17 protein-coding genes and 1 pseudogene are annotated in these 19,024 nt (G+C 68.5%); 9 read left to right on the plus strand and 9 right to left on the minus strand.

Translation table 11 applies throughout. The features are described 5' to 3' along the window. On the minus strand, positions 1-248 hold a 248-nt coding region (locus tag Aple_RS54890), incomplete at its 3' end, for a hypothetical protein (protein ID WP_170321769.1). An 84-nt stretch (positions 249-332) separates the two neighbouring features. On the opposite strand from Aple_RS54890, the pseudogene Aple_RS54895 reads away from it, so the two are divergent. Further along, positions 333-1,211, plus strand: a pseudogene (locus Aple_RS54895) (oligopeptide/dipeptide ABC transporter ATP-binding protein); the annotation flags it as partial. Positions 1,212-1,525: 314 nt separating this feature from the next. Beyond that, positions 1,526-3,232 (plus strand): ABC transporter family substrate-binding protein, encoded by a 1,707-nt coding sequence (locus tag Aple_RS33450; RefSeq protein WP_246264959.1) that lies wholly within the window; start codon positions 1,526-1,528, stop codon positions 3,230-3,232. Here Aple_RS33450 and Aple_RS33455 read toward each other — a convergent pair. The 5 genes from Aple_RS33455 to Aple_RS33475 form a co-directional block, all read right to left on the minus strand. Continuing rightward, entirely contained in the window at positions 3,196-4,095 is a 900-nt protein-coding gene (locus tag Aple_RS33455) for a 5-oxoprolinase subunit C family protein (protein ID WP_174889910.1), read from the minus strand. The two genes, Aple_RS33450 and Aple_RS33455, sit on opposite strands and share 37 nt — an antisense overlap. A 148-nt stretch (positions 4,096-4,243) precedes the next feature. Next, complete coding sequence (locus Aple_RS33460) at positions 4,244-4,867, minus strand: 5-oxoprolinase subunit B family protein (RefSeq protein WP_155348725.1); 624 nt, start codon at positions 4,865-4,867, stop codon at positions 4,244-4,246. Next, a complete protein-coding gene (locus tag Aple_RS33465; RefSeq protein WP_155348726.1) occupies positions 4,864-5,622 on the minus strand; it encodes a LamB/YcsF family protein in 759 nt (252 codons plus the stop codon). The genes Aple_RS33460 and Aple_RS33465 overlap by 4 nt, the downstream gene beginning before the upstream one ends. 78 nt (positions 5,623-5,700) lie before the next feature. Then, complete coding sequence (locus Aple_RS33470) at positions 5,701-7,200, minus strand: hypothetical protein (protein ID WP_155348746.1); 1,500 nt, start codon at positions 7,198-7,200, stop codon at positions 5,701-5,703. 200 nt (positions 7,201-7,400) lie between these two features. Further along, positions 7,401-7,694: a hypothetical protein gene (locus Aple_RS33475; protein WP_308805529.1), complete on the minus strand. Its 294-nt coding sequence runs from the start codon at positions 7,692-7,694 to the stop codon at positions 7,401-7,403. Positions 7,695-8,000: 306 nt separating this feature from the next. Between Aple_RS33475 and Aple_RS33480 the strand changes: the two genes are divergently transcribed. The 4 genes from Aple_RS33480 (at position 8,001) to Aple_RS33495 (ending at position 13,850) form a co-directional block, all read left to right on the plus strand. Beyond that, positions 8,001-8,564: an HhH-GPD-type base excision DNA repair protein gene (locus Aple_RS33480; protein ID WP_155348727.1), complete on the plus strand. Its 564-nt coding sequence runs from the start codon at positions 8,001-8,003 to the stop codon at positions 8,562-8,564. 192 nt (positions 8,565-8,756) lie between these two features. Next, positions 8,757-10,850: a SpoIIE family protein phosphatase gene (locus Aple_RS33485; protein WP_155348728.1), complete on the plus strand. Its 2,094-nt coding sequence runs from the start codon at positions 8,757-8,759 to the stop codon at positions 10,848-10,850. A 218-nt stretch (positions 10,851-11,068) separates the two neighbouring features. Further along, positions 11,069-12,751, plus strand: a complete 1,683-nt coding sequence (locus tag Aple_RS33490) for an RNA polymerase sigma factor (protein WP_155348729.1) — start codon at positions 11,069-11,071, stop codon at positions 12,749-12,751. 199 nt (positions 12,752-12,950) lie between these two features. Beyond that, complete coding sequence (locus tag Aple_RS33495) at positions 12,951-13,850, plus strand: hypothetical protein (RefSeq protein WP_246264960.1); 900 nt, start codon at positions 12,951-12,953, stop codon at positions 13,848-13,850. Here the strand turns inward: Aple_RS33495 and Aple_RS33500 are convergent. Then, positions 13,840-14,589 carry a YaaA family protein gene (locus Aple_RS33500; RefSeq protein ID WP_155348731.1) on the minus strand — a complete coding sequence of 250 codons (750 nt, stop codon included), beginning with the start codon at positions 14,587-14,589 and terminating at the stop codon, positions 13,840-13,842. The two genes, Aple_RS33495 and Aple_RS33500, sit on opposite strands and share 11 nt — an antisense overlap. Positions 14,590-14,642: 53 nt before the next feature. Between Aple_RS33500 and Aple_RS33505 the strand changes: the two genes are divergently transcribed. Next, on the plus strand, positions 14,643-15,359 hold the full coding sequence (locus Aple_RS33505; RefSeq protein ID WP_155348732.1) for a GNAT family N-acetyltransferase: 717 nt from the start codon (positions 14,643-14,645) through the stop codon (positions 15,357-15,359). Positions 15,360-15,413: 54 nt separating this feature from the next. On the opposite strand, the gene Aple_RS54900 is transcribed toward Aple_RS33505, so the two are convergent. Beyond that, entirely contained in the window at positions 15,414-15,644 is a 231-nt protein-coding gene (locus tag Aple_RS54900; protein WP_155338533.1) for a DUF7455 domain-containing protein, read from the minus strand. Between the two features lie 250 nt (positions 15,645-15,894). On the opposite strand from Aple_RS54900, the gene Aple_RS33515 reads away from it, so the two are divergent. Further along, the gene (locus Aple_RS33515) at positions 15,895-17,961 is read left to right on the plus strand and encodes a DNA gyrase/topoisomerase IV subunit B (RefSeq protein ID WP_218038617.1); all 2,067 of its coding nucleotides are present in this window, start codon (positions 15,895-15,897) and stop codon (positions 17,959-17,961) included. A 6-nt stretch (positions 17,962-17,967) separates the two neighbouring features. On the opposite strand, the gene Aple_RS33520 is transcribed toward Aple_RS33515, so the two are convergent. Continuing rightward, the gene (locus tag Aple_RS33520; RefSeq protein WP_155348734.1) at positions 17,968-18,468 is read right to left on the minus strand and encodes a beta-class carbonic anhydrase; all 501 of its coding nucleotides are present in this window, start codon (positions 18,466-18,468) and stop codon (positions 17,968-17,970) included. Positions 18,469-18,637: 169 nt separating this feature from the next. On the opposite strand from Aple_RS33520, the gene Aple_RS33525 reads away from it, so the two are divergent. Beyond that, positions 18,638-18,883, plus strand: coding sequence for a hypothetical protein (locus Aple_RS33525; RefSeq protein WP_155348735.1), 246 nt, complete (start codon positions 18,638-18,640; stop codon positions 18,881-18,883). Positions 18,884-19,024 lie beyond the last annotated feature (141 nt).

Below are 19,024 nucleotides of genomic sequence, written 5' to 3' on the forward strand. Positions count from 1 at the left end.
GCCCCGAGCGCTCCGAGCGTCCCGAGCGTCCCGAGCGCTCCGACCATTCCCAGCACGCCGGACGCCACGCTCGTCCGCAGCCGTTCGCTCAGTCCGACTGCCATCGTGGAGATGGCTTCCGAGATGGCCGCGATGATGACGACGAGGTCCAGGCGCAGGGGGGTCTCGACCGCGCCGTTCAGATGGAGGATCGCGCCGGGGATTACGCCCCGCAGTCCGCCGGCCTCAGTCGGTTCCAGCCTCGGCATGCCGCTCAGCCAGGTGGCCTTCCGCGACTTGTTCAGCCTGTCCAGGCCAGTGGTTCCCCGCGACCTGTTCAGCCTGGTGGTCCTGGGTGGCTTGTTCAGGCTGTTCAGCCCTTCGAACCCGGTCAGGGTGTGTTTGCTCCAGGAGCGGCTGAGCGGTCGGGGGAGCTGGTGTTGGAGGTGGAAGGGCTGGTCAAGCGGTATGGGCGGGGGGTGGCGGTGGTGGATGGGGTCAGTTTTGATTTGCGGGCGGGGGAGACGTTGGGGCTGGTGGGGGAGTCGGGGTGTGGGAAGACGACGTTGTTGATGGAGTTGCTTGCGCTGGGGCCGCCGCAAGGGGGGCGGGTCGTGGTGTTGGGGCGGGATACGGCGGAGTTGACGGGGCGGGAGCGGCTGGCGCTTCGGCGGGATGTGCAGGTGGTGTTTCAGGATCCGATGGCGTCGTTGGATCCGCGGATGACGGTGCATGACATTGTCGCCGAGCCGCTGCGCACGCATGGGTTGCCGATTGGGCGGGTGGCGGAGTTGCTGCGGCTGGTGGGATTGGACGCCGGGCATGCCGCGCGTTATCCGCATGACTTTTCCGGAGGGCAGCGGCAGCGGATCGCCATCGCCCGGGCGCTGGCGCTGGCGCCGCGGTTGCTGGTGCTCGATGAGCCTGTGTCGGCGCTGGATGTGTCGATCCGGGCGGAGATCATCGAGTTGCTGGCGGAGTTGAAGGTGCGGCTGGGGATTTCGTACCTGTTTGTCGCGCATGATCTGGCAGTTGTGCGGAGGATCGCCGATCGGGTCGCGGTGATGTATTCGGGGCGGATTGTGGAGATCGGGCCGGTCGAGCGGATCTTCGCGGAGCCTCGGCATCCGTATACGCGGGCCTTGCTGGCGGCGGTGCCGCTGCCTGATCCGGCGCGGGAACGAGCCCGGTCGCGTGTGCCGCTCAGCGGAGATCCGCCCGGAGATGATCCGCTCCGGCCGGTCCGAGGTCCGGCTGGAGGGTCGGCTGAAGGGTCGGCTGGAGGGCCAACCGGTGGGCCGGTCCGAGGGCTGACTGGAGGTCCGGTCAGAGGGCCGGCCGGTGGGCCGGTCAGACGGTCGGCTGGAGGGCCGGTCGGGGCGGCGGTCGGAGGTCCGGTCGGAGGGCCGGGCGGCTGCCGGTTCCGGAGTCGCTGTCCCGTGTACGCGGGGCTGTCCGGCGCGCTGGGATCCCGGTGCGTGAGCGAGGAGCCCGAGCTTGGCGGGGCGGATGGGGCCGCCTGCCACCACCCTTCTGGAGGAACACGTTGAAAGCACGATGGATCGGGGCAGTGCTACCAGGGCTGATGCCGGGGCTGCTGCTGGTGGTGACGGCCTGCGGAGGGCCGCCGAACGCGACGATGCGGGCGGGGGGCGCGCTCAAGGCGTACGACATCAATCTGGTCGCTCGGGATCGGGTGAGTGACGGCGGGACGCTGCGGTGGGGGTTGACGGAGTATCCGGTGCAGTGGAACCAGCACCATATCGACGGGAACCACGCGGACGTGAAGACCGTGATGGACGCGTTGCTGCCGCATGCGTTCCGGTCGGATGAGCGGGCGAACATCCGGGTCGACCGGGACTATGTGATCTCGGCTGAGGTCACGGCCACCACGCCGCGGCAGGTCGTCACGTACACGCTGAATCCGGCGGCGAAGTGGTCGGATGGGAAGCCGATCACGTATGCCGATTATGTCGCGCAGTGGCAGGCACTGCGGGGGGTCAACACCGCCTATCGGGTGGCCACTGTCACTGGATATCAGGACATCACCGGTGTCGCGAAAGGCAAGAACGCCTATGAGGTGGTCGTGACTTTCGCGCGGCCCTTCGGGGACTGGCGGTCGCTGTTCTCCCCGCTCTATCCGGCCTCGGCCAACGCCACGCCGGAGGCGTTCAACAGCGCCTGGACCAGCAGGATCCCGGTGACGGCCGGTCCGTTCAAGTTCGCCGCCTTCGACCACACCGCGAAGACGGTCACGATCGCCAGGGACAATGCCTGGTGGGGCGATCGGGCCAAGCTCGACAAGATCATCTTCCGAGGGCTGGAATCCGACGCGCGGATCGGGGCCTTCGCCAACGGGGAACTCGACGTGTTCGACATCGGGCCCTCGGCGCCCGACTACGCGCGCGCCAGGAGCACCCAGGGCGGTGTCGTACGCCAAGCTGCCGCGCCCGATTTCCGGCATCTCACCTTCAATGGGGAGAGTCCGATGCTGTCCGACGTGCGGGTCCGGCAGGCGATCGCGCTCAGCGTGGACCGCAGGGTGATCGCGCAGTCCGACCTGCAGGGGCTTAACTGGCCGGCGACGCTGCTGGACAACCACTTCCTGATGAACAGTCAGGAGGGATACCAGCCGAACGCGGGCAGTCTCGGCAAGCTGGATCCGGCGCGGGCGTCCCGGCTGCTCGACGAGGCGGGCTGGAAGATGACCGGCGCGACCAGGGCCCGCAACGGCAGGGAGCTCGCGATCCGGTTCGTCATTCCGTCCGGGCTGCAGCTGGCGAAGTCCGAGGGGGAGCTCGTCCAGGCGATGCTGCGGCCGCTGGGCGTACGGGTCACCCTGCAAACAGTCCCGAGCGGCGACTTCTTCACCAAATACGTCATCCCCGGCAACTATGACATCGCGCCCTTCTCATACGTTGGCACGCCATTTCCGGTTACGTCGGCTTATGGGACGTACGCGAATGGGGTCACCGGGCCTGGGGACGACATCGTGTGGAACGCCAACCTGGGCCGTAGCGGCAGTCGTGAGATCGATACCGCGCTGCGCCAGGCGGCGGCCGAACTCGATCCCGTCCGGGCCAGGGCGCACCTGAACGCCGCCGATCTCCTGGTCTGGCAGAAGGTCAACGTGCTCACCCTCTACCAACGCCCGCAGAACGTGGCCGTGCGCGCCAACCTGGCCAACGTCGGGGCAAGGGGCTTCCGGGATCTGGACTACGCGGACATCGGCTTCGTCGGCGGCCATTCCTGAACCCCGGTGAGGCGGAAGAGGATCCGGGTCCCGGGGCGGCACTGGGCAACGGCCGGCAGGTCCGAGCGCCGGACGACCCCGATGACCGGATAGCCGCCCGTCGGCGGATGGTCGGCCAGGAAGACGATCGGCTGGCCGTTCGGGGGGACCTGGATCGCGCCCGACACCATGCCCTCGCTCGGCAGTTCCCCCTGGCGGCTCCGGGTCAGGGGGCGGCCGGACAGGCGAAGCCCGACCCGGTTGCTCTCCGAGGTCACCTCGTAGGGTTCGGCACACAGGTCACGGAGGGCATCCGGGGTGAACCAGTCGTCCCGCGGCCCTCTGATCACCCCAACGACCGGCTGCCGGGCGAACGGCGCGACCGGAGCGAGATCGACCGACAACGTCGCGCCGGTGCTACCCACCGGGAGAACCGTTCCCCGCTGCAGCGGCCGGGGCCCCAACCCCGAAAGCGAATCCGTGGAACGGCTCCCCAGAACGGGTTCCACGGTGATCCCACCCCTGACCGCCACATAGGTACGCAAACCACAAGAAGGCATCCCAATCCTGAGCTCAGCATTGGCGGACACCCAGACCGGCCCCGACATCCCCACCGTCCGTCCCTCAACCTCGACGGGACAGACCGCACCGGTGACGGCGACCCAGACGCCCTGAGCGAACCGGAGGACCGCCCCTCCGTAGGTGAGCTCGATCACCGCGGCGGACTCCGGATTCCCGACCAGCCGGTTCGCCAGCGCCGCACTACGCGAATCCGCCGCCCCCGATCGGGGCACCCCCAGATGCGCATATCCCGGCCGCCCCAGATCCTGAACGGTGGCGTAAGGCCCCGGCTCCACAACTTCGATCACGCCGGAACCGTCCATGCCGGCATCCCTGGCCGCCCCAGATCCTGAACGATCGCGTATGGCCCTGATTCCCCAACTTCGATCATGCCGATACCGTCCATGCCCGCGTTCCCGGCTGCTCTAGATCCTGAATGGCGGCGTATGGGCTTCGGCCCTAGGACTTCGATCACGCCGGAACCATCCGTACCCGCGTTCCCGGTCGCAACAACGACGGTGGGTCGGCGTGTTCGTCCCAGACTCGCATCCGGGTGCGGCCCAGCAGTCGCCACCCGCCTGGTGATGCGGCCGGATATATCGCCGAATAACCTCCCGCGATCGCCACCGACCCCGCCGGGACCGATGTGCGCGGAACCTCCAGCCGAGGTACCTCCAAAGCCGGATCAAGCCCCACCAGATACGCGAACCCTGGCGCGAACCCCAGCCACCCCACCACGAACGACGAGCCGCAGTGCCGTGCGATCACCTCGTTCACCCGCAAACCCGTTAACCCCGCGACCACCTCTAAATCCACCCCGTCGTACTCGACTTCGACGACCACCTCGGCCGGTCCGGGCACACCGGCCTGGCCCCGCGCGCCCCGCTCCGAGAGCGCCTCTTCAATTTGCTCCCAAATCTCCCTAAAACTGCCGCCAGAAGCCACGACAAGCACACTCTCCGGGCCTGGGACGATCTCTTCCACCGCCGCGAGCCCTCGGCCTCGCAGTACGGCGTCCAGCCGGTGCGATTCCGCCAGTGAGCCCGTCTCCACCAGCAACGCGTCCTCCCCGACCCGCCGCATCGCGCCGGTCATGCGAAGGGCCCGATCTCGATCCCGGCGTCGGTCAGCGCGCTTCGCACGCCCTGGGCGAGGGCCACCGCGCCGGGAGTGTCGCCGTGCACGCAGATGGAGCGCGCCCGCATGGCGAGTTCTCCGCCGTCAGTGGTCACGACGGTGCCGGACGTGGCCATGCGCACCGCGCGAGCGGCCACTTCGGCGGGGTCATGGAGAACCGAGCCGGGCTCGCGCCGGGAGGTCAGCGTGCCGGACGGGGTGTAGGTGCGATCGGCGAAGAATTCCGTGACCGTCGGGACCTCGTAACGAGGAGCGATGTCGAGGATGACCGAGTTGGGAAGGGTGAGCACGGGCAGCGGCGCGGGCGCCGGGTATTCGGCGACGGCGGCCAGCAGGGCTTCGGCCTGCCGCTCGTCGTGGACGGCGCGGTTGTAGAGCGCGCCGTGGGGCTTGACGTAGGTGACCCGCCCGCCGACCGCCCTGGCGATGCCGTCGACGGCGGCCACCTGGTAGAGGATCTCGGCGCGCAGCTCGTCCGGCGGCACGTCCATGTCACGTCGGCCGAACCCGGCCAGGTCGCGATAGGAGACCTGGGCGCCGATGGCGACCCCCCGGGCCACCGCGGCCACGCACGTGGCGCGGATCGTGACCGGATCGCCGGCGTGAAAGCCGCAGGCGACGTTCGCGCTGGTCACGACGGACAGGAGGGCCGCGTCGTCGCCGAGTTTCCAGACGCCGAACCCTTCGCCGAGGTCGGCGTTGAGATCGATCATCGTCACATCATGCCCGCCGCGGAAGCTTGTCGCCCTCAGGAACTCCCCAGGCTTTGCACCCCGTACGGTGATGTTACGTCAGGCCGGAGGCTCGTCCGGGATGTCCGCGATGTCGTCCAGGGCGGCGGCGAGCTCGTCGGGATGGTCGCCGATGCGCTCGGCGATCTCGATGAGGACGTGCAGGACGTCGTGGCGGTCGTGGCCGAGGTCGATCAGGCGCTGGGCCGCCTCCCACATCTGCGGCGGGTCGCCGTTCCAGAGTCGGCCGGCGATCTCCTGGTGCCAGGCGAGGTGCTCGGCGAAGTCCGGCCGGTCGAACTCGCTCGCGTGGTCGATCTCCAGCAGGATCCGGCGGTCGGCCTCGTCGGCGGGGTTCAGCGCGTCCAGGTCGATGTCGCCGTGTTTGCCCTGCAACATCGGGAACACGAACGCCCGGCGGGCCAGCGCCGACAGGTCGCCGTCCGGGAGCAGGCGTTCGACCAGCGAACGATCCAGCCCGAAGGTGGTGGGGTCGCGGTAGGCCTCGGTGAAACGGCCGGTGGCCTCCCAGACCGCGTCGAGCGTCGCCCGTACCGCGTGTTCGGACAAGCCGATGCGGTAACCGGCGAACCGCACCCAGGCGGACAACACGTGCGGCATCGCGTCCTGCTCGGCGGGGCTCAGCATGACCTTGCGCGGCAGCCAGTCGAGCAGGAACGTCTCGCACTTGGTCGGGCTGACCCGCCGCGGCCGGCCGAAGTCCTGGTCGCAGCCGTAGTCGATGATGTGGTCGGCGCAGCGGGAGGCCGCCGACGGGTCGGACAGGTTCTCGGCCGCGTCCGAGCTGAGGAACTCGGCGGCCAGCATGGCCCGCCGCTCCCGGGTGTAGGGGGCCTCGCTGTGCGGCGGCGCCGGGCGCTTGCGGCCGGGCGGTAACGCCTTGATCCGGGACCGGGCGAACGCGTGGTAGGCACTGTAACTGTCGCTGACCAGTTTGGGAGCCTTCCGGTCGTACGCCTCCTTGGTCGCCTTCATCGCGAACTCCAGCAGCGCCCGGGCCTGCTGCGGTTCGATCTCCTCGAAGCGCAGCATCGGATTGCCGGCCGCCTCCAGGCCCGCCTGCTCCAGCAGCTTGTCGACCTGGGTGGACACCCAGGCGTCCCTGGCCATCCCGCGCATGTTGTAGTCCACGACCATCACCAGCGCGTGGGTGTCCTCGCCGTTGTACGCGAACGTGCACACCACGGTGTCCTGGTCGCCGTAGATGTCGCGCGAGACGAAGCAGCCCGCGGGTTTGACCGCGCCGACCCGCTCGGCCCAGCCCGGCCTGGCCACGTCGGACTCCATCAGCGCCAGCGCCGCGCCCTCGGCCTTGGCCGCCTGGCGCGCGGTGCCCAGGTAGGCCACCGAGATCAGCAGGGTGAGCGCGGCCGGGCTGCCCGCCTTGGCGGCGTAGTCGACCAATCCCTCGCCGAGGATCTGCTCGACGTCGCCGCCGCGCAGGCGTTTCCCCCACCAGGCGCCCAGCATGTCGGACACCATGAGCTCGGCGTCCAGCGGGCTCCTTACGGCGAGCAGTTCGCGCGCCGCCAGCAGCATCTCCGCGAAAACGTCGTCGGGCGGATTCTCACGGGGATCTCGTCGCCGTCTTCGACTCACGCGGGCTCCTCGGTCCGCCCGTCGTTCCCCGCGTCACGACTGCCGTTCCAGTCGGCTCGCTCGTTCCGCTCACTCACGCCTCTACCTTCTCGCATTATGGCGCGAAACGGCATCCGGAACGCGGGCTGGTGACTACCCCGTTATCTGCTGCTCGGCGGGGCAGAGTTGATCATCGCGAGGAGGTGCTCGCGAGCGATCCGTTCGATAATAGCTGTTGTTACCTCAACTCCAAGGTGTTCCGCACAAGCCAGTACATCCGCGACACATCGCTCCACGGTCGGGCGGGGCACGGCGGTGAATTCGGCCGCGAGCACGGCGCTGACCGGCTGCGTCAGCTGCTGCCCTGATCCACCCGAAACGCCGGAAATATCGGTTTTGCCGGGAATGTCGGGACTGCTGGGATTATTGGGGCTGTGTGGGGCGAGAACAGGCATGGATGGATGCGCTCCTCGCTGGTTGGGGCTCTATGGCCGACAGGCGCTCGATTTCCGAAGATGTCCGAAACTTCGCACGGGCACTGTCATCAACGAGAAACCCGTCCCGCGGCCAGCCGCAGGACCGCGGCTGTCCAGATCACAACTTTCTCATTGATATGGGGGGTCGTGCGTCTCTCATTCCATAACTTTCCGCGCTGGTGTCAAGCCTCATTGTGGTCTGGTTCTGACCGGATTAAGGGTGATCTTTCCCCACGATCGGCCGTCCTCGCTCCCCGGCGGGCCGCCGCGTGCGAAGCTGGACCCATGCGCATCCAGCTCGCCCAGCAGCCGGACGCCGACGCGCTGCTCGGCCGCAGCCCGCTGGCGTTGCTCCTCGGCATGCTGCTTGACCAGCAGGTTCCGATGGAGTGGGCGTTCGCGGGGCCGTACACGATCGAGGCGCGGATGGGCCGCGACCTGGACGCGGCCGCGATCGCCTCCTATGATCCGCCGGAGTTCGAGGCCCTGCTGGCCGCCAAGCCCGCGGTGCACCGTTATCCCCGCGCGATGGCCGGTCGCATCCAACTGCTGGCGGCCTATCTGGTCGAGCACTACGATGGCTCCGCCGACGGGATCTGGACCGATGTCGACGACGGCGCCGAGCTGTTGCGCCGCCTGCTGGCGCTGCCCGGGTTCGGCAAACAGAAGGCACAGATCTTCCTGGCTTTACTGGGCAAGCAGCTCGGGGTCCGTCCCCGGGGCTGGCGCGAGGCGGCCGGGCCGTACGGTGAGGAGGGGGTGCACCGGTCGGTGGCCGACGTGGTCGACCCCGACAGCCTGGCGAAAGTGCGCGAGGCGAAGCAGGAAGCGAAGCGAGCTGCCAAGTAGTCGTGCGGGTAAGCCGTCAGATCTTGCTGCGCGAGGTGGCGCTTTTTTGACAGGATGCGTTGACCGCATGCCGGGCGGGGCTTCCGTCCGCGCATGCCCATCGCCGATGATGTAGGGCAGACCTGCGCTACTCAACACAGTTATGGAGATGTGCCTCGTGGGAGACCCTGGCACGCGACGGAGGTGCCGACCATGAGCGCCGAAACCTCCGTGCCCCGTCCCCGGGAGTCGGGTTTGGACATCTCAGACTCTGGCCTCTTTCAAGGCCTTATGTCGGAGGCGCCGTTCGCCTTCGCGTTTTTCGACCCGTCTGGTCGGTTCGTCCGTGTCAACTCAACCTTTACCGAACTGACCGGGCACCCTGTCGAGCGGCATATTGATCGTATTCCCGCTGATCTTCTGTCGGCGGATCTGGCCACGTTGATCGACTCCGCGCTGCGCAGGATCGCGGAGGAGGGGCTCCCGGTCACCGACCAGCGGCTCAGGACCCGCGCGGAGAACGGCGACACCCGGCACTGGACCGTCGCCTTCTTCCCCATGCGCGATGAGGAGGGCGCGCCGCTGGGCGCCGCCCTGTTCGGCGTGGACGTGACCGAGCGCCAGCTCACCGAGGAGGACCTGCGCCGCAGCGAGGAGCGCTACCGCTCCCTGGTGGAATCCCAGCAGCAGCTGGTCTGGATCACCTCGCCCAGCGGCGCCGTGATCGAGGACGCGCCGCAGTGGCGCGCCATCACCGGCCAGGGCCTGGAGGAATACCTCGCGCACGGCTGGCTGGACGCGGTCCATCCCGACGACCGCCCGGCCGCCGAGGAGGCCTGGCGGGAGGCGCTGCGCGGCCGGACCATGTTCGAGTGGAGCTACCGGGTCCGCACCCGGGCCAGCGGCTACCGGCACTTCGAGGTCAGGGCCGTCCCGATCATCCGGCACGGCCGGGTGGTGGAGTGGGTCGGCGCCAACTCCGACGTCACGCCGCAGCGCGAGGCCGAGGAGATGCGCGGCCGCCTCACCGACCAGCTCGGCGCCGCGGCGCTGCGCACCGCCCGCCTCCAGGGCGCCACGGCCATGCTGGCCGAGGCGCTGACCGTGGAGCAGGTCGTCCAGGTCATCATCGACGTGGGGCGTACGGCGCTGGCCGCCGACCACTCGGCGGTGGCCCTGCTCGATCAGGAACGCGCCAGCCTGAAAGTGATCAACAGCGGCGGCATCCCGGACGTGCCGAGCGCGCCGGGCGAGGACATCCTGCTGTCCAGATCCAGCGTGATGACCATGGCGGTGAACAGCCGCCGCCCGGTCTTCGCCGAGTCGCCGGACAGCCTGCGCACCCAGCTCACCGACGCCGGCGGCGAGGCGGCCCAGATCAACGGGTTCCTCTCGCACACCGAGGAGCGGGCCTGGGTGGGCCTGCCGCTGCTGGCCGCCGGGCGGGCCCTCGGCGCGCTGCGGTTCTCCTTTACCCGGCCGCAGAAGATCTCCCAGGAGGACGGCGTCTTCCTGGAGGCGCTGGCCGGGCAGTGCGCGCTCGCCGTGGAGCGGGCCACCCTGTTCGAGCGGGAGCACAAGACCGCCGAAACGCTCCAGCGCAGCCTGCTGCCGGACCGGCTGCCGGTGGTGCGCGGCCTGGTGCTGGCCCAGCGTTTCCGGTCGGGTTCGCGGCACGTGCAGGTCGGCGGCGACTGGTATGACGCGTTCGTCCTGCAGGACGGGCGGGTCGCGGCGGTGGTCGGCGACGTCATGGGCAAGGGCGTCAAGGCGGCGGCCGGAATGGGCCGGATCCGCAACGCGATGCGCGCCCTGGCGCTGACCAACCCGCCGCCCGCGGCGGTCCTCACCGGCCTGGACCGGGTGTTCGAGGCCACCGAGGAGGAAGAGCAGGTCACCACCCTGGCCTACATGGTGGTCGAGCCCGGCACCGGGGAGGGCACGCTGGCGCTGGCCGGTCACCCGCCGCCCCTGCTGGTCTCCCCGCAGGGCACGGCGATCCTTTACGAAACCGAGCCCGGCACGCCGCTGGGCTGGGCGACGAGCCGCAAACAGTTCCGCTTCGCGGTGCCGCCCGGGCACACGGCGGTGCTCTACTCCGACGGTCTGGTGGAGAACCGCAAGCGCGGACTCGACGCCGGACTCAGGGAGTTGGCGGCCGTCGTGGCCGAAGCTCCCGAAGAAGTTGTGACAAGTCCGCATATGTTGCTGGATTTCCTGGTGGACAGGATGTTGTCCGGGTATGAGCAGGATGACGACGTGACGGTGCTCGCGGTCCACGTTCCCGCAGCCACGAAGAGTGACTGAATGAAACAGTCATAACGGTTGCTTTCGGGTATCGGTGACCGACTTCCGTACGCACTACTGTCTCGGTCGGCCTAGGGTGGAGAGCAACCGGCCGGAGGTGGCCGTACGGGCAGTCGTGGCGTGCGAGAATGGCATGTCGCGGTCCGCGCGGCCACGCCATCGGAAAAGAAGCAACCACCTGGGTCCATTCTCGCCATGCGTTCGTTCGAGAGGTGTTCGTGTCGCCTGCAAGTTCGACTCGCTCGAAGCCGTCGGAGCTGAACGAGCCAGTGATTCAGCAGCTCCTCGAGCGTGGGCGCTCGCAGGGTTTCCTCGAATCTGAGGATGTCCGCCGGGCCGTCGAGGAAGCGGATATCCCGCTGCCGCAAGTCGCCGGTATCCTGCGCAGCCTCAGCAAAGAGGGCATCATCGTGAGGCTCACGGCTGAGGACTCCGCAGCGCCCAAGAAGGCCAAGGGCCCGGCGAAGAGCCGCGCCAAGGCCGCGCCCGTCAAGAAGACCACCAAGGCCGCCGCCGCCAAGGAGTCGCACCCGGAGACCGTCACCGCAGTGGTGAACGATCCGGTGTCCGACGCTCCGTCGGCGGCGAAGAAGCCGGTGGGTAAGAAGGCCGTCCCGGCCAAGAAGCCGGTTCCGGCCAAGCCGAAGACCGAGACCGCCGCCGTGCCGAAGCCCGGCCCGCCGAAGCCCGGCCCGCCGAAGCCGACGGCGCCGGGGGCGCCCAAGGCGGGGGCTCCCAAGGCCGAGCCCAAGCCCAAGTCGGCCGACCTGTCCGAGGACGAGGACGACATCGAGATCGAGGATGTCGAGATCGAGGACTTCGACATCGAGGATGTCGAGATCGAGGTCGAGGTAGAGGCGGAGACCGACGCCGACGCGGAGGTCGAGGAGGAGCCCAAGCCGGAGGCCGTCGCCAAGGTCGAGGAAGAGGTGCTGATCCTCACCGACGACGATGACGACGCGCCCGTGGCCCAGGTGGCCGCGGCGGGCGCCACCGCCGACCCGGTCAAGGACTACCTCAAGCAGATCGGCAAGGTCCCGCTGCTCAACGCCGAGCAGGAGGTCGAGCTCGCCAAGCGCATCGAAGCCGGCCTGTTCGCCGAGGAGCAGCTCGGCACCGACGGCGAGCAGCTGCCGGTGGACGTCCGCGCCGAGCTGGAGTGGATCGCCGAGGACGGCCGCCGGGCCAAGAACCACCTGCTGGAGGCCAACCTCCGCCTGGTGGTCTCGCTGGCCAAGCGCTACACCGGGCGCGGCATGCTGTTCCTGGACCTGATCCAGGAGGGCAACCTCGGCCTGATCCGCGCCGTGGAGAAGTTCGACTACACCAAGGGCTACAAGTTCTCGACGTATGCCACCTGGTGGATCCGGCAGGCGATCACCCGGGCCATGGCCGACCAGGCGCGGACCATCCGCATCCCGGTCCACATGGTCGAAGTGATCAACAAGCTGGCCCGCGTCCAGCGGCAGATGCTGCAGGACCTGGGCCGCGAGCCCACGCCGGAGGAGCTGGCCCGCGAGCTGGACATGACCCCCGAGAAGGTCATCGAAGTCCAGAAGTACGGTCGCGAGCCGATCTCCCTGCACACCCCCCTCGGCGAGGAGGGCGACAGCGAGTTCGGCGACCTGATCGAGGACTCCGAGGCCATCGTCCCGGCCGACGCCGTCAGCTTCACGCTGCTCCAGGAGCAGCTGCACAGCGTTCTGGACACCTTGTCCGAGCGCGAGGCCGGCGTCGTGTCCATGCGGTTCGGCCTCACCGACGGCCAGCCGAAGACACTGGACGAGATCGGCAAGGTCTACGGCGTGACCCGGGAGCGGATCCGCCAGATCGAGTCCAAGACCATGTCGAAGCTCCGCCACCCGTCGCGGTCCCAGGTCCTCCGGGACTATCTGGACTAAACAGGAATTACCTGGGCAAAGCGTTTTACGGCCTCACTTTTCCATTTGGCGAAAGTGGGGCCGTTAACGTGTGCGTAACACGGTTTTAGCGCCAGCAGCACGGGGAGGGCCTAGGCTCCGCCCCGTGGGAGTTATCGAAGTGGATCGGGCACGTGCTCGGGGGCCACGAGTGATCCCGGACCGCCCTTGGGCGGACATCATGCTGGATGAGACGGTAACCGCCGTCCATCGTCGAAATCTCGAAGCGGGCCTGCCCGCGCTTGCGGCGACCCGGGGTGATCCCGAAGTCCGGGCGCTCCGGGTGGAGGCGCTCGCCCGCGCGGCCGTGGGGATGAGCAAGGGCATCGAGAGCCTGATCGTCAGAGACCAGACCAACGCCGATCTGTGGCTGTGGCTGGGCCGCACGAGAATAGAGGAAGCCTGGGAGATAAAACCGGAGGTGAAGGCGAGGGCGGTGCAGGCGCACCGGCTGGAGGCCTATCACGCGGCGATGGAGCAGGCCAGGCAGCCGTTGCTGACCGCGGCGGGGCTCGCGCCGAACGATCCGGTGCCGTGGGAGTCGATGTTGTGGCTGGCGCTGGGGCTTGAGCGGCCCAGGGCCGATAAGGATTCGGTGTGGTTCGAATGCGCGCGGCGGTGGCCGACGCTGTATTCGGCGAATGTGGCGAGGCTGGTCACGCTTTCCCCGGGCTGGGGCGGCACCGCGCAGGAGATGTTCGAATTCGCCAGGACCACCGCGTCCCGGGCGCCGGAGGGCAGCCCGCTGCCGGCGCTGCTGCCGCTGGCGCATTTCGAGAATGTCGCCGGGGAACGCACGCCGATGTCCAGGGGCGGCTGGTTTTCCTTCGATGTGCAGCGGGAGATCGTGTCGGCGGCCGGCCAGTGGTCGGAACGCCGGATCGGGCCCCCGCACCCGCGTTCAATCGAGGCGCACAACGCCTTCGGGGCGGCTTTCTACGTCGCCGATCTCCGGCGGCCCGCGCGGGGTCACCTGGTCCGGACCAGCGGGCGCTACAGCCGGGTGCCCTGGTCCCATCTCGGGGATCCGGAGAGCCAGTTCCAGCGGGCCTGCGGCAAGCTGAACGTGATCACGAATTGATGACGATGTCGAGGCGTCCAGGCGCGAGTTCGGCGCGGTAGCCGAGTCCGGCCAGCAGGTGGGCGAGTTGCTCCGGCGTGGCCGGAGCTTTGGTGTTCTCGACCAGCGAACGCGCGACCGCACCGCGCGTCGCTTTCGCCATGTGGCTGACCACCGTGCGTTTCCCGTTCGCCTCCTGCAGCACCCGGACCGCGATCACGCGCTGCTTGGCGTCGCGCCGGGGTTTCCACGCCGCGCCGTACGTCGCCGAGCGCAGGTCCACGATCAGGCCGAGCTCCGCGTCCAGGACGGGGCTGAGGGCCGGTCGCCAGTACGCGGCGAGCCCGCCTATCGGCGGCAGCCGTACCCCCATCGAGAGCCGGTACGGCGGGACGCGGTCGGTCAGCCGGAGCGCCCCCCACAGACCTGACATGATCACGATGCGCTGCGTGGCCCTGCGCCGGGCACCGGGTGGCAGGCTCGCCAGCCCCAGATGGTCGTAGAGCACCCCCGAATAGAGCTTTCCCGCCGCCAGTGTGGGCGCCGTCCGCAGGCCGCGGTTCCTGGTGATCTCTCCGGCCAGCCCGTCGGTCAGGTCGAGAACCTGCTGGGCCGCCGGGGTGTGGCAGAGCTGCACGAGCGCGTCGAGCACCTTCTCGCGGTGGCAGGTCAGCTCGGGGAAGCTGAGGCCCGCCAGGTCCAGCGCGGCCCCGCGCTTGGCGGCGGACTTGCCCTCGGAGGGCGGCAGCAGGATCAGCACGCGCTCACCCTATCGCCAGGGAACCCGCAGGCCGGAGGGGCTAGAGTCCCGGAATGGGTACCTTAGAAGATCAGATCTTCGATCGGCTGGTCCATGAGGCTTGGCCCGCGCCTGAGCAGACTTCCGCCGGTTCCTGGATCTATCGCTACGCGGGCGGGGTGACAAAACGGGCCAATTCCGTCCTCCCGCTCGGCGGGACGGGCGCCTGGAGCCGCGTGGACGACGCTGAGCGCTTCTATCGCGGCCTCGGGCGGCCCAGCGTCTTCTCTATCGGTCCCGGGGCGGAGGAGGGCCTGGACGCCGAACTGGAGGCGCGCGGCTACCAGTTGGTCGACCCGACGCTGATCATGACAGCGGAGATCTCGCCGTTGCCGGGAGCGGAGATCGCGGACACTCCTTCGGAGGAGTGGCTGAGCACCTGGTGGGAGGTGGACGGCGGCCGCCATCCGGGCATCCCCGACGCCCGGGACTGGGGGCGGCGCATCATGACCGGAGTTCCGGCCGGGTACGCCTCCGCCGGACCCGACGCCGTCGGAAGGGGCGTGCTCCAGGGCGACTGGCTCGGGATCTACTGCATGGCGGTACGGCCGTCCGCGCGCCGTAAGGGCAACGGGACGGCCGTACTCCATGGATTGCTCGGATGGGGACACGAGAACGGTGCCCGGCGCGCCTATCTGGCCGTCACCATGGCCAACGCCGCAGCGCGGGCCATGTATGAGCAAGCCGGATTCGTCATCTCAGGCCGGTACCACTATCGCGTGGCCCCATAAAGATATGGACAACGGCGCGATCGGGTGTGAACCCGGTCGCGCCGTTGCGTATGATCAACGTTCGTCGGCCATCGCCGTCGCGGGGGTTTCAGAGAGTCGTGCTGACTCGTCCTGGATCTCGGCACCTTTGTCGCGCAGGACGGCCACGTGCTGACGCCCATGGTGGGCGCAGAACAGAAGTTCCGCACCAACCTGCAGCGTCGCGCGAATGTAGGCCTGAGCGCCACACCGGTCACACCGGTCCAGAGCGGTCAGCGGCTTAGCGGGGGCGAGAGCTCCAGTCACGTATCGCCTTTCGGGTCACCCCGTCTGAGCGGGGATGTTGGCGTCACAGTCACTTGGGACAACATCTAACCCGATGAGGGCGTTCCCAATCACCCCCTGGCTACGCCGAGAGCGGAATGTTCCGAAAAGTGATGCGGATCACACGCGAGGTAACGTGCATGCCGGGATCCCTGGCAAGCTATGTAGTCGGGAAATCGTGACGCACGCTAAGCTGCGTACGCGTGTTCGACTCGTGAGCGTGGGAGCTGGTGTGACGGTAGCGGAGACGGGTTACACAGCTCGTCACCTGTCGGTGCTGGAAGGGCTTGAGGCCGTCCGCAAGCGTCCGGGTATGTACATCGGGTCCACGGACAGCCGGGGGCTCATGCACTGCCTCTGGGAGATCGTGGACAACGGGGTGGACGAGGCGCTGGCCGGGTTCTGCTCCCGCATCGAGGTCGAGCTGTATGCGGACGGCTCCATCGAGGTCCGCGACAACGGTCGCGGCATTCCGGTGGACGTGGAGCCCAAGAGCGGTCTGGCCGGGGTCGAACTCGTCTATACGAAGCTGCACGCCGGTGGGAAGTTCGGCGGCGGGTCCTACGGCGCCTCTGGCGGTCTGCACGGGGTCGGCGCTTCCGTGGTGAACGCGCTGTCGTCGCGGCTGGACGTCGAGGTCGACCGGGACGGGCGGGTGCACGAGATCAGCTTCCGCCGCGGCGTGCCCGGGGTGTTCGAGGGCGACGGGCCGACCGCGAAATTCCGGAAGAAGTCGGGCCTGCGGGATGGCGGGCGCCTGACCAAGAAGATCACCGGGACCCGGGTGCGCTGGTGGGTGGACCACCAGATCTTCCTGCCCGAGGCCGAGGTGTCGCTGGACGAGATCCACGTGCGGCTGCGGCAGACCGCCTTCCTGGTGCCCGGGCTGACGCTGATGGTGCGCGACAGCCGGACCGAGGAGGTGACCGAGGAGACCTTCCACTTCGACGGCGGGATCTCCGAGTTCACCGAGTTCCTGGCCAGGGACGAGGCGTTGTGCGAGGTGTTACGCCTGCAGGGCGTCGGGCACTTCCGGGAGACCGTGCCGGTGCTCGACGAGCAGGGGCACATGACGCCCACCGACGTCGAGCGCGAGCTGACCGTGGACGTCGCGGTGCGCTGGGGCAAGGGCTATGACACGACCGTGCGGTCGTTCGTGAACGTGATCGCCACCCCCAAGGGCGGCACCCATGTGACCGGGTTCGACCGGGCTCTGGTGCGTACGGTGAATGAGCAGTTGCGGGAGACGCGGCTGCTCAAGAACGGGGATGATCCGGTCACCAAGGAGGACATCCTCGAAGGTCTGACGGCTGTGGTGACCGTGCGGGTGCCGGAGCCGCAGTTCGAGGGGCAGACCAAGGAGGTGCTCGGCACCTCGGCGGCGACCAGGATCGTCTCGCATGTGGTCTCGCGTGAGCTGAAGGAGCTGTTCGCCACCCCGAAGCGGGCGCAGAAGCAGGCCATGCGGTCGGTGCTGGAGAAGGTCGTCGCGGCGGCCAAGGCGCGGATCGCGGCCCGGGAACACCGGGACAACCAGCGGCGCAAGAGCGTGCTGGAGAACTCCGCGCTGCCGGCCAAGCTGGTCGACTGCCGCAGCGACGACGTGGACCGCAGCGAGCTGTTCATCGTCGAGGGAGACTCGGCGCTCGGCACGGCCAAGCTGGCCCGGGATTCGGAGTTCCAGGCGCTGCTGCCGATCCGGGGGAAGATCCTCAACGTGCAGAAGGCGTCGGTGAGCGACATGCTCAAGAACGCCGAATGTGCCGCGATCATCCAGGTGGTCGGCGCGGGCTCCGGCCGGTCCTTCGATCTGGACGCGGCCCGCTATGGCAAGGTCATCCTGATGGCCGACGCCGATGTGGACGGCGCGCACATCCGGTGCCTTCTGCTGACCCTGTTCCATCGGTATATGCGGCCGATGGTGGAGTCTGGGCGGGTGTTCGCGGCCGTGCCGCCGCTGCATCGGGTCGAGCTGACCAATCCGGGGCGGGGGCAGGAGAAATACGTCTACTGCTACTCCGACGCGGAGTTGCACAAGGTGCTTGAAGGGCTGCGGAAGAAGGGCAAGCGCTGGAAGGAGCCGCCGCAGCGCTACAAGGGTCTGGGCGAGATGGACGCCGACCAGCTGGCCGAGACGACCATGGATCCGCGCCATCGAGTGCTGCGGCGGGTCAGGATCGAGGATGTCGAGGCCGGGGAGCGCATCTTCGACCTGCTGATGGGCAGTGACGTGGCGCCCCGCCGCGAGTTCATCGTGAGCAGCGCGGCCGAGGTCGACCGCGACCACATCGACGCCTGATCGGCGCTAGGGCAGTTCGACCGGCTGCAGTTTGCCCGTGTGCACGTCGTAGATCGCGCCGCCGATGGCGAGTTCCTCGATCAGGAACGGGCTGGCCTTGATCCGCGTCAGGTCGTGGCGTAGCGCCGCGTCCTGATCCGGGACGGTCTGGAACTCCAGGCTGCGGGTGTCGATGTCGTGCGCCCGGGCCAGCGCGTGCACGTCCTCGTCGGTGGCCTTCGCCATCCCGCAGTCGGTGTGCGGCATCACCAGCACTCGGGTGACGCCGAGCAGGAATACGGCCAGCACCAGCGTGCGTAGCACGTCGTCGGTGACCCGGGCGCCCGCGTTCCGCAGGATCTTGGCGTCGCCGGGTTCGAGGCCGAGTAGCCCTAGCGGGTCGATTCTGGAGTCCATGCAGGTCACGACCGCCAGGCCACGGGCGGCCCGGCCGGTCAGCTGGGAGCCGGCGAAGGTGCTCGCGAACGTGGCGTTGGCGGCTAGCAGGTCATCGAACGCACCAGTCATGACCCTAATGTTCCCTTACGGCGATTTCATTGGCCTTTCTGGGGGCTACCAATACGCCGAAGATCGCACGATCACTGGTTACCTTGAGTGATGATGTCGTGACCCAAAGTGCAAGATCGGTGACTGTACGCCATGACGGCGGGGTTTCACCGAGTCCCGAGGAGAAATCATGATCACCACCGAGACGCTGGCCGACCACCTCCGCACCCAGGCCCGCCGCCGCCTCGACCGCGTCGACCCCCGCGACGAGGGCCACAACGCCCGCCTGGCCCTCGCCCTCCTCGACGCCGCCTGTTACGTGGAATCCCTCCCCACGGGCGACCCTCTCCCTGCCTTGCCCGAAATCGAGGAGGTCCTCCGCCATTGGCCGTGGGGGGAGCCGTCCAACCTTCTTCAGCTCCTTACTAAGGCGTGATCCGGGCGTGGCGTGGTTCTCCCACCCACCCAGCCCGTTTGTTTCCCTCGGGCTCCGCCCGCCCCCGCCAGCGCCCTGGCTGCCGGGACAAACCAACATGATTCTCCCGCCCACCAACCTCCTGAGACGCTTGCGCTCGGC

This window comes from Acrocarpospora pleiomorpha, assembly GCF_009687885.1.
Taxonomy (GTDB): Bacteria; Actinomycetota; Actinomycetes; order Streptosporangiales; family Streptosporangiaceae; genus Acrocarpospora; species Acrocarpospora pleiomorpha.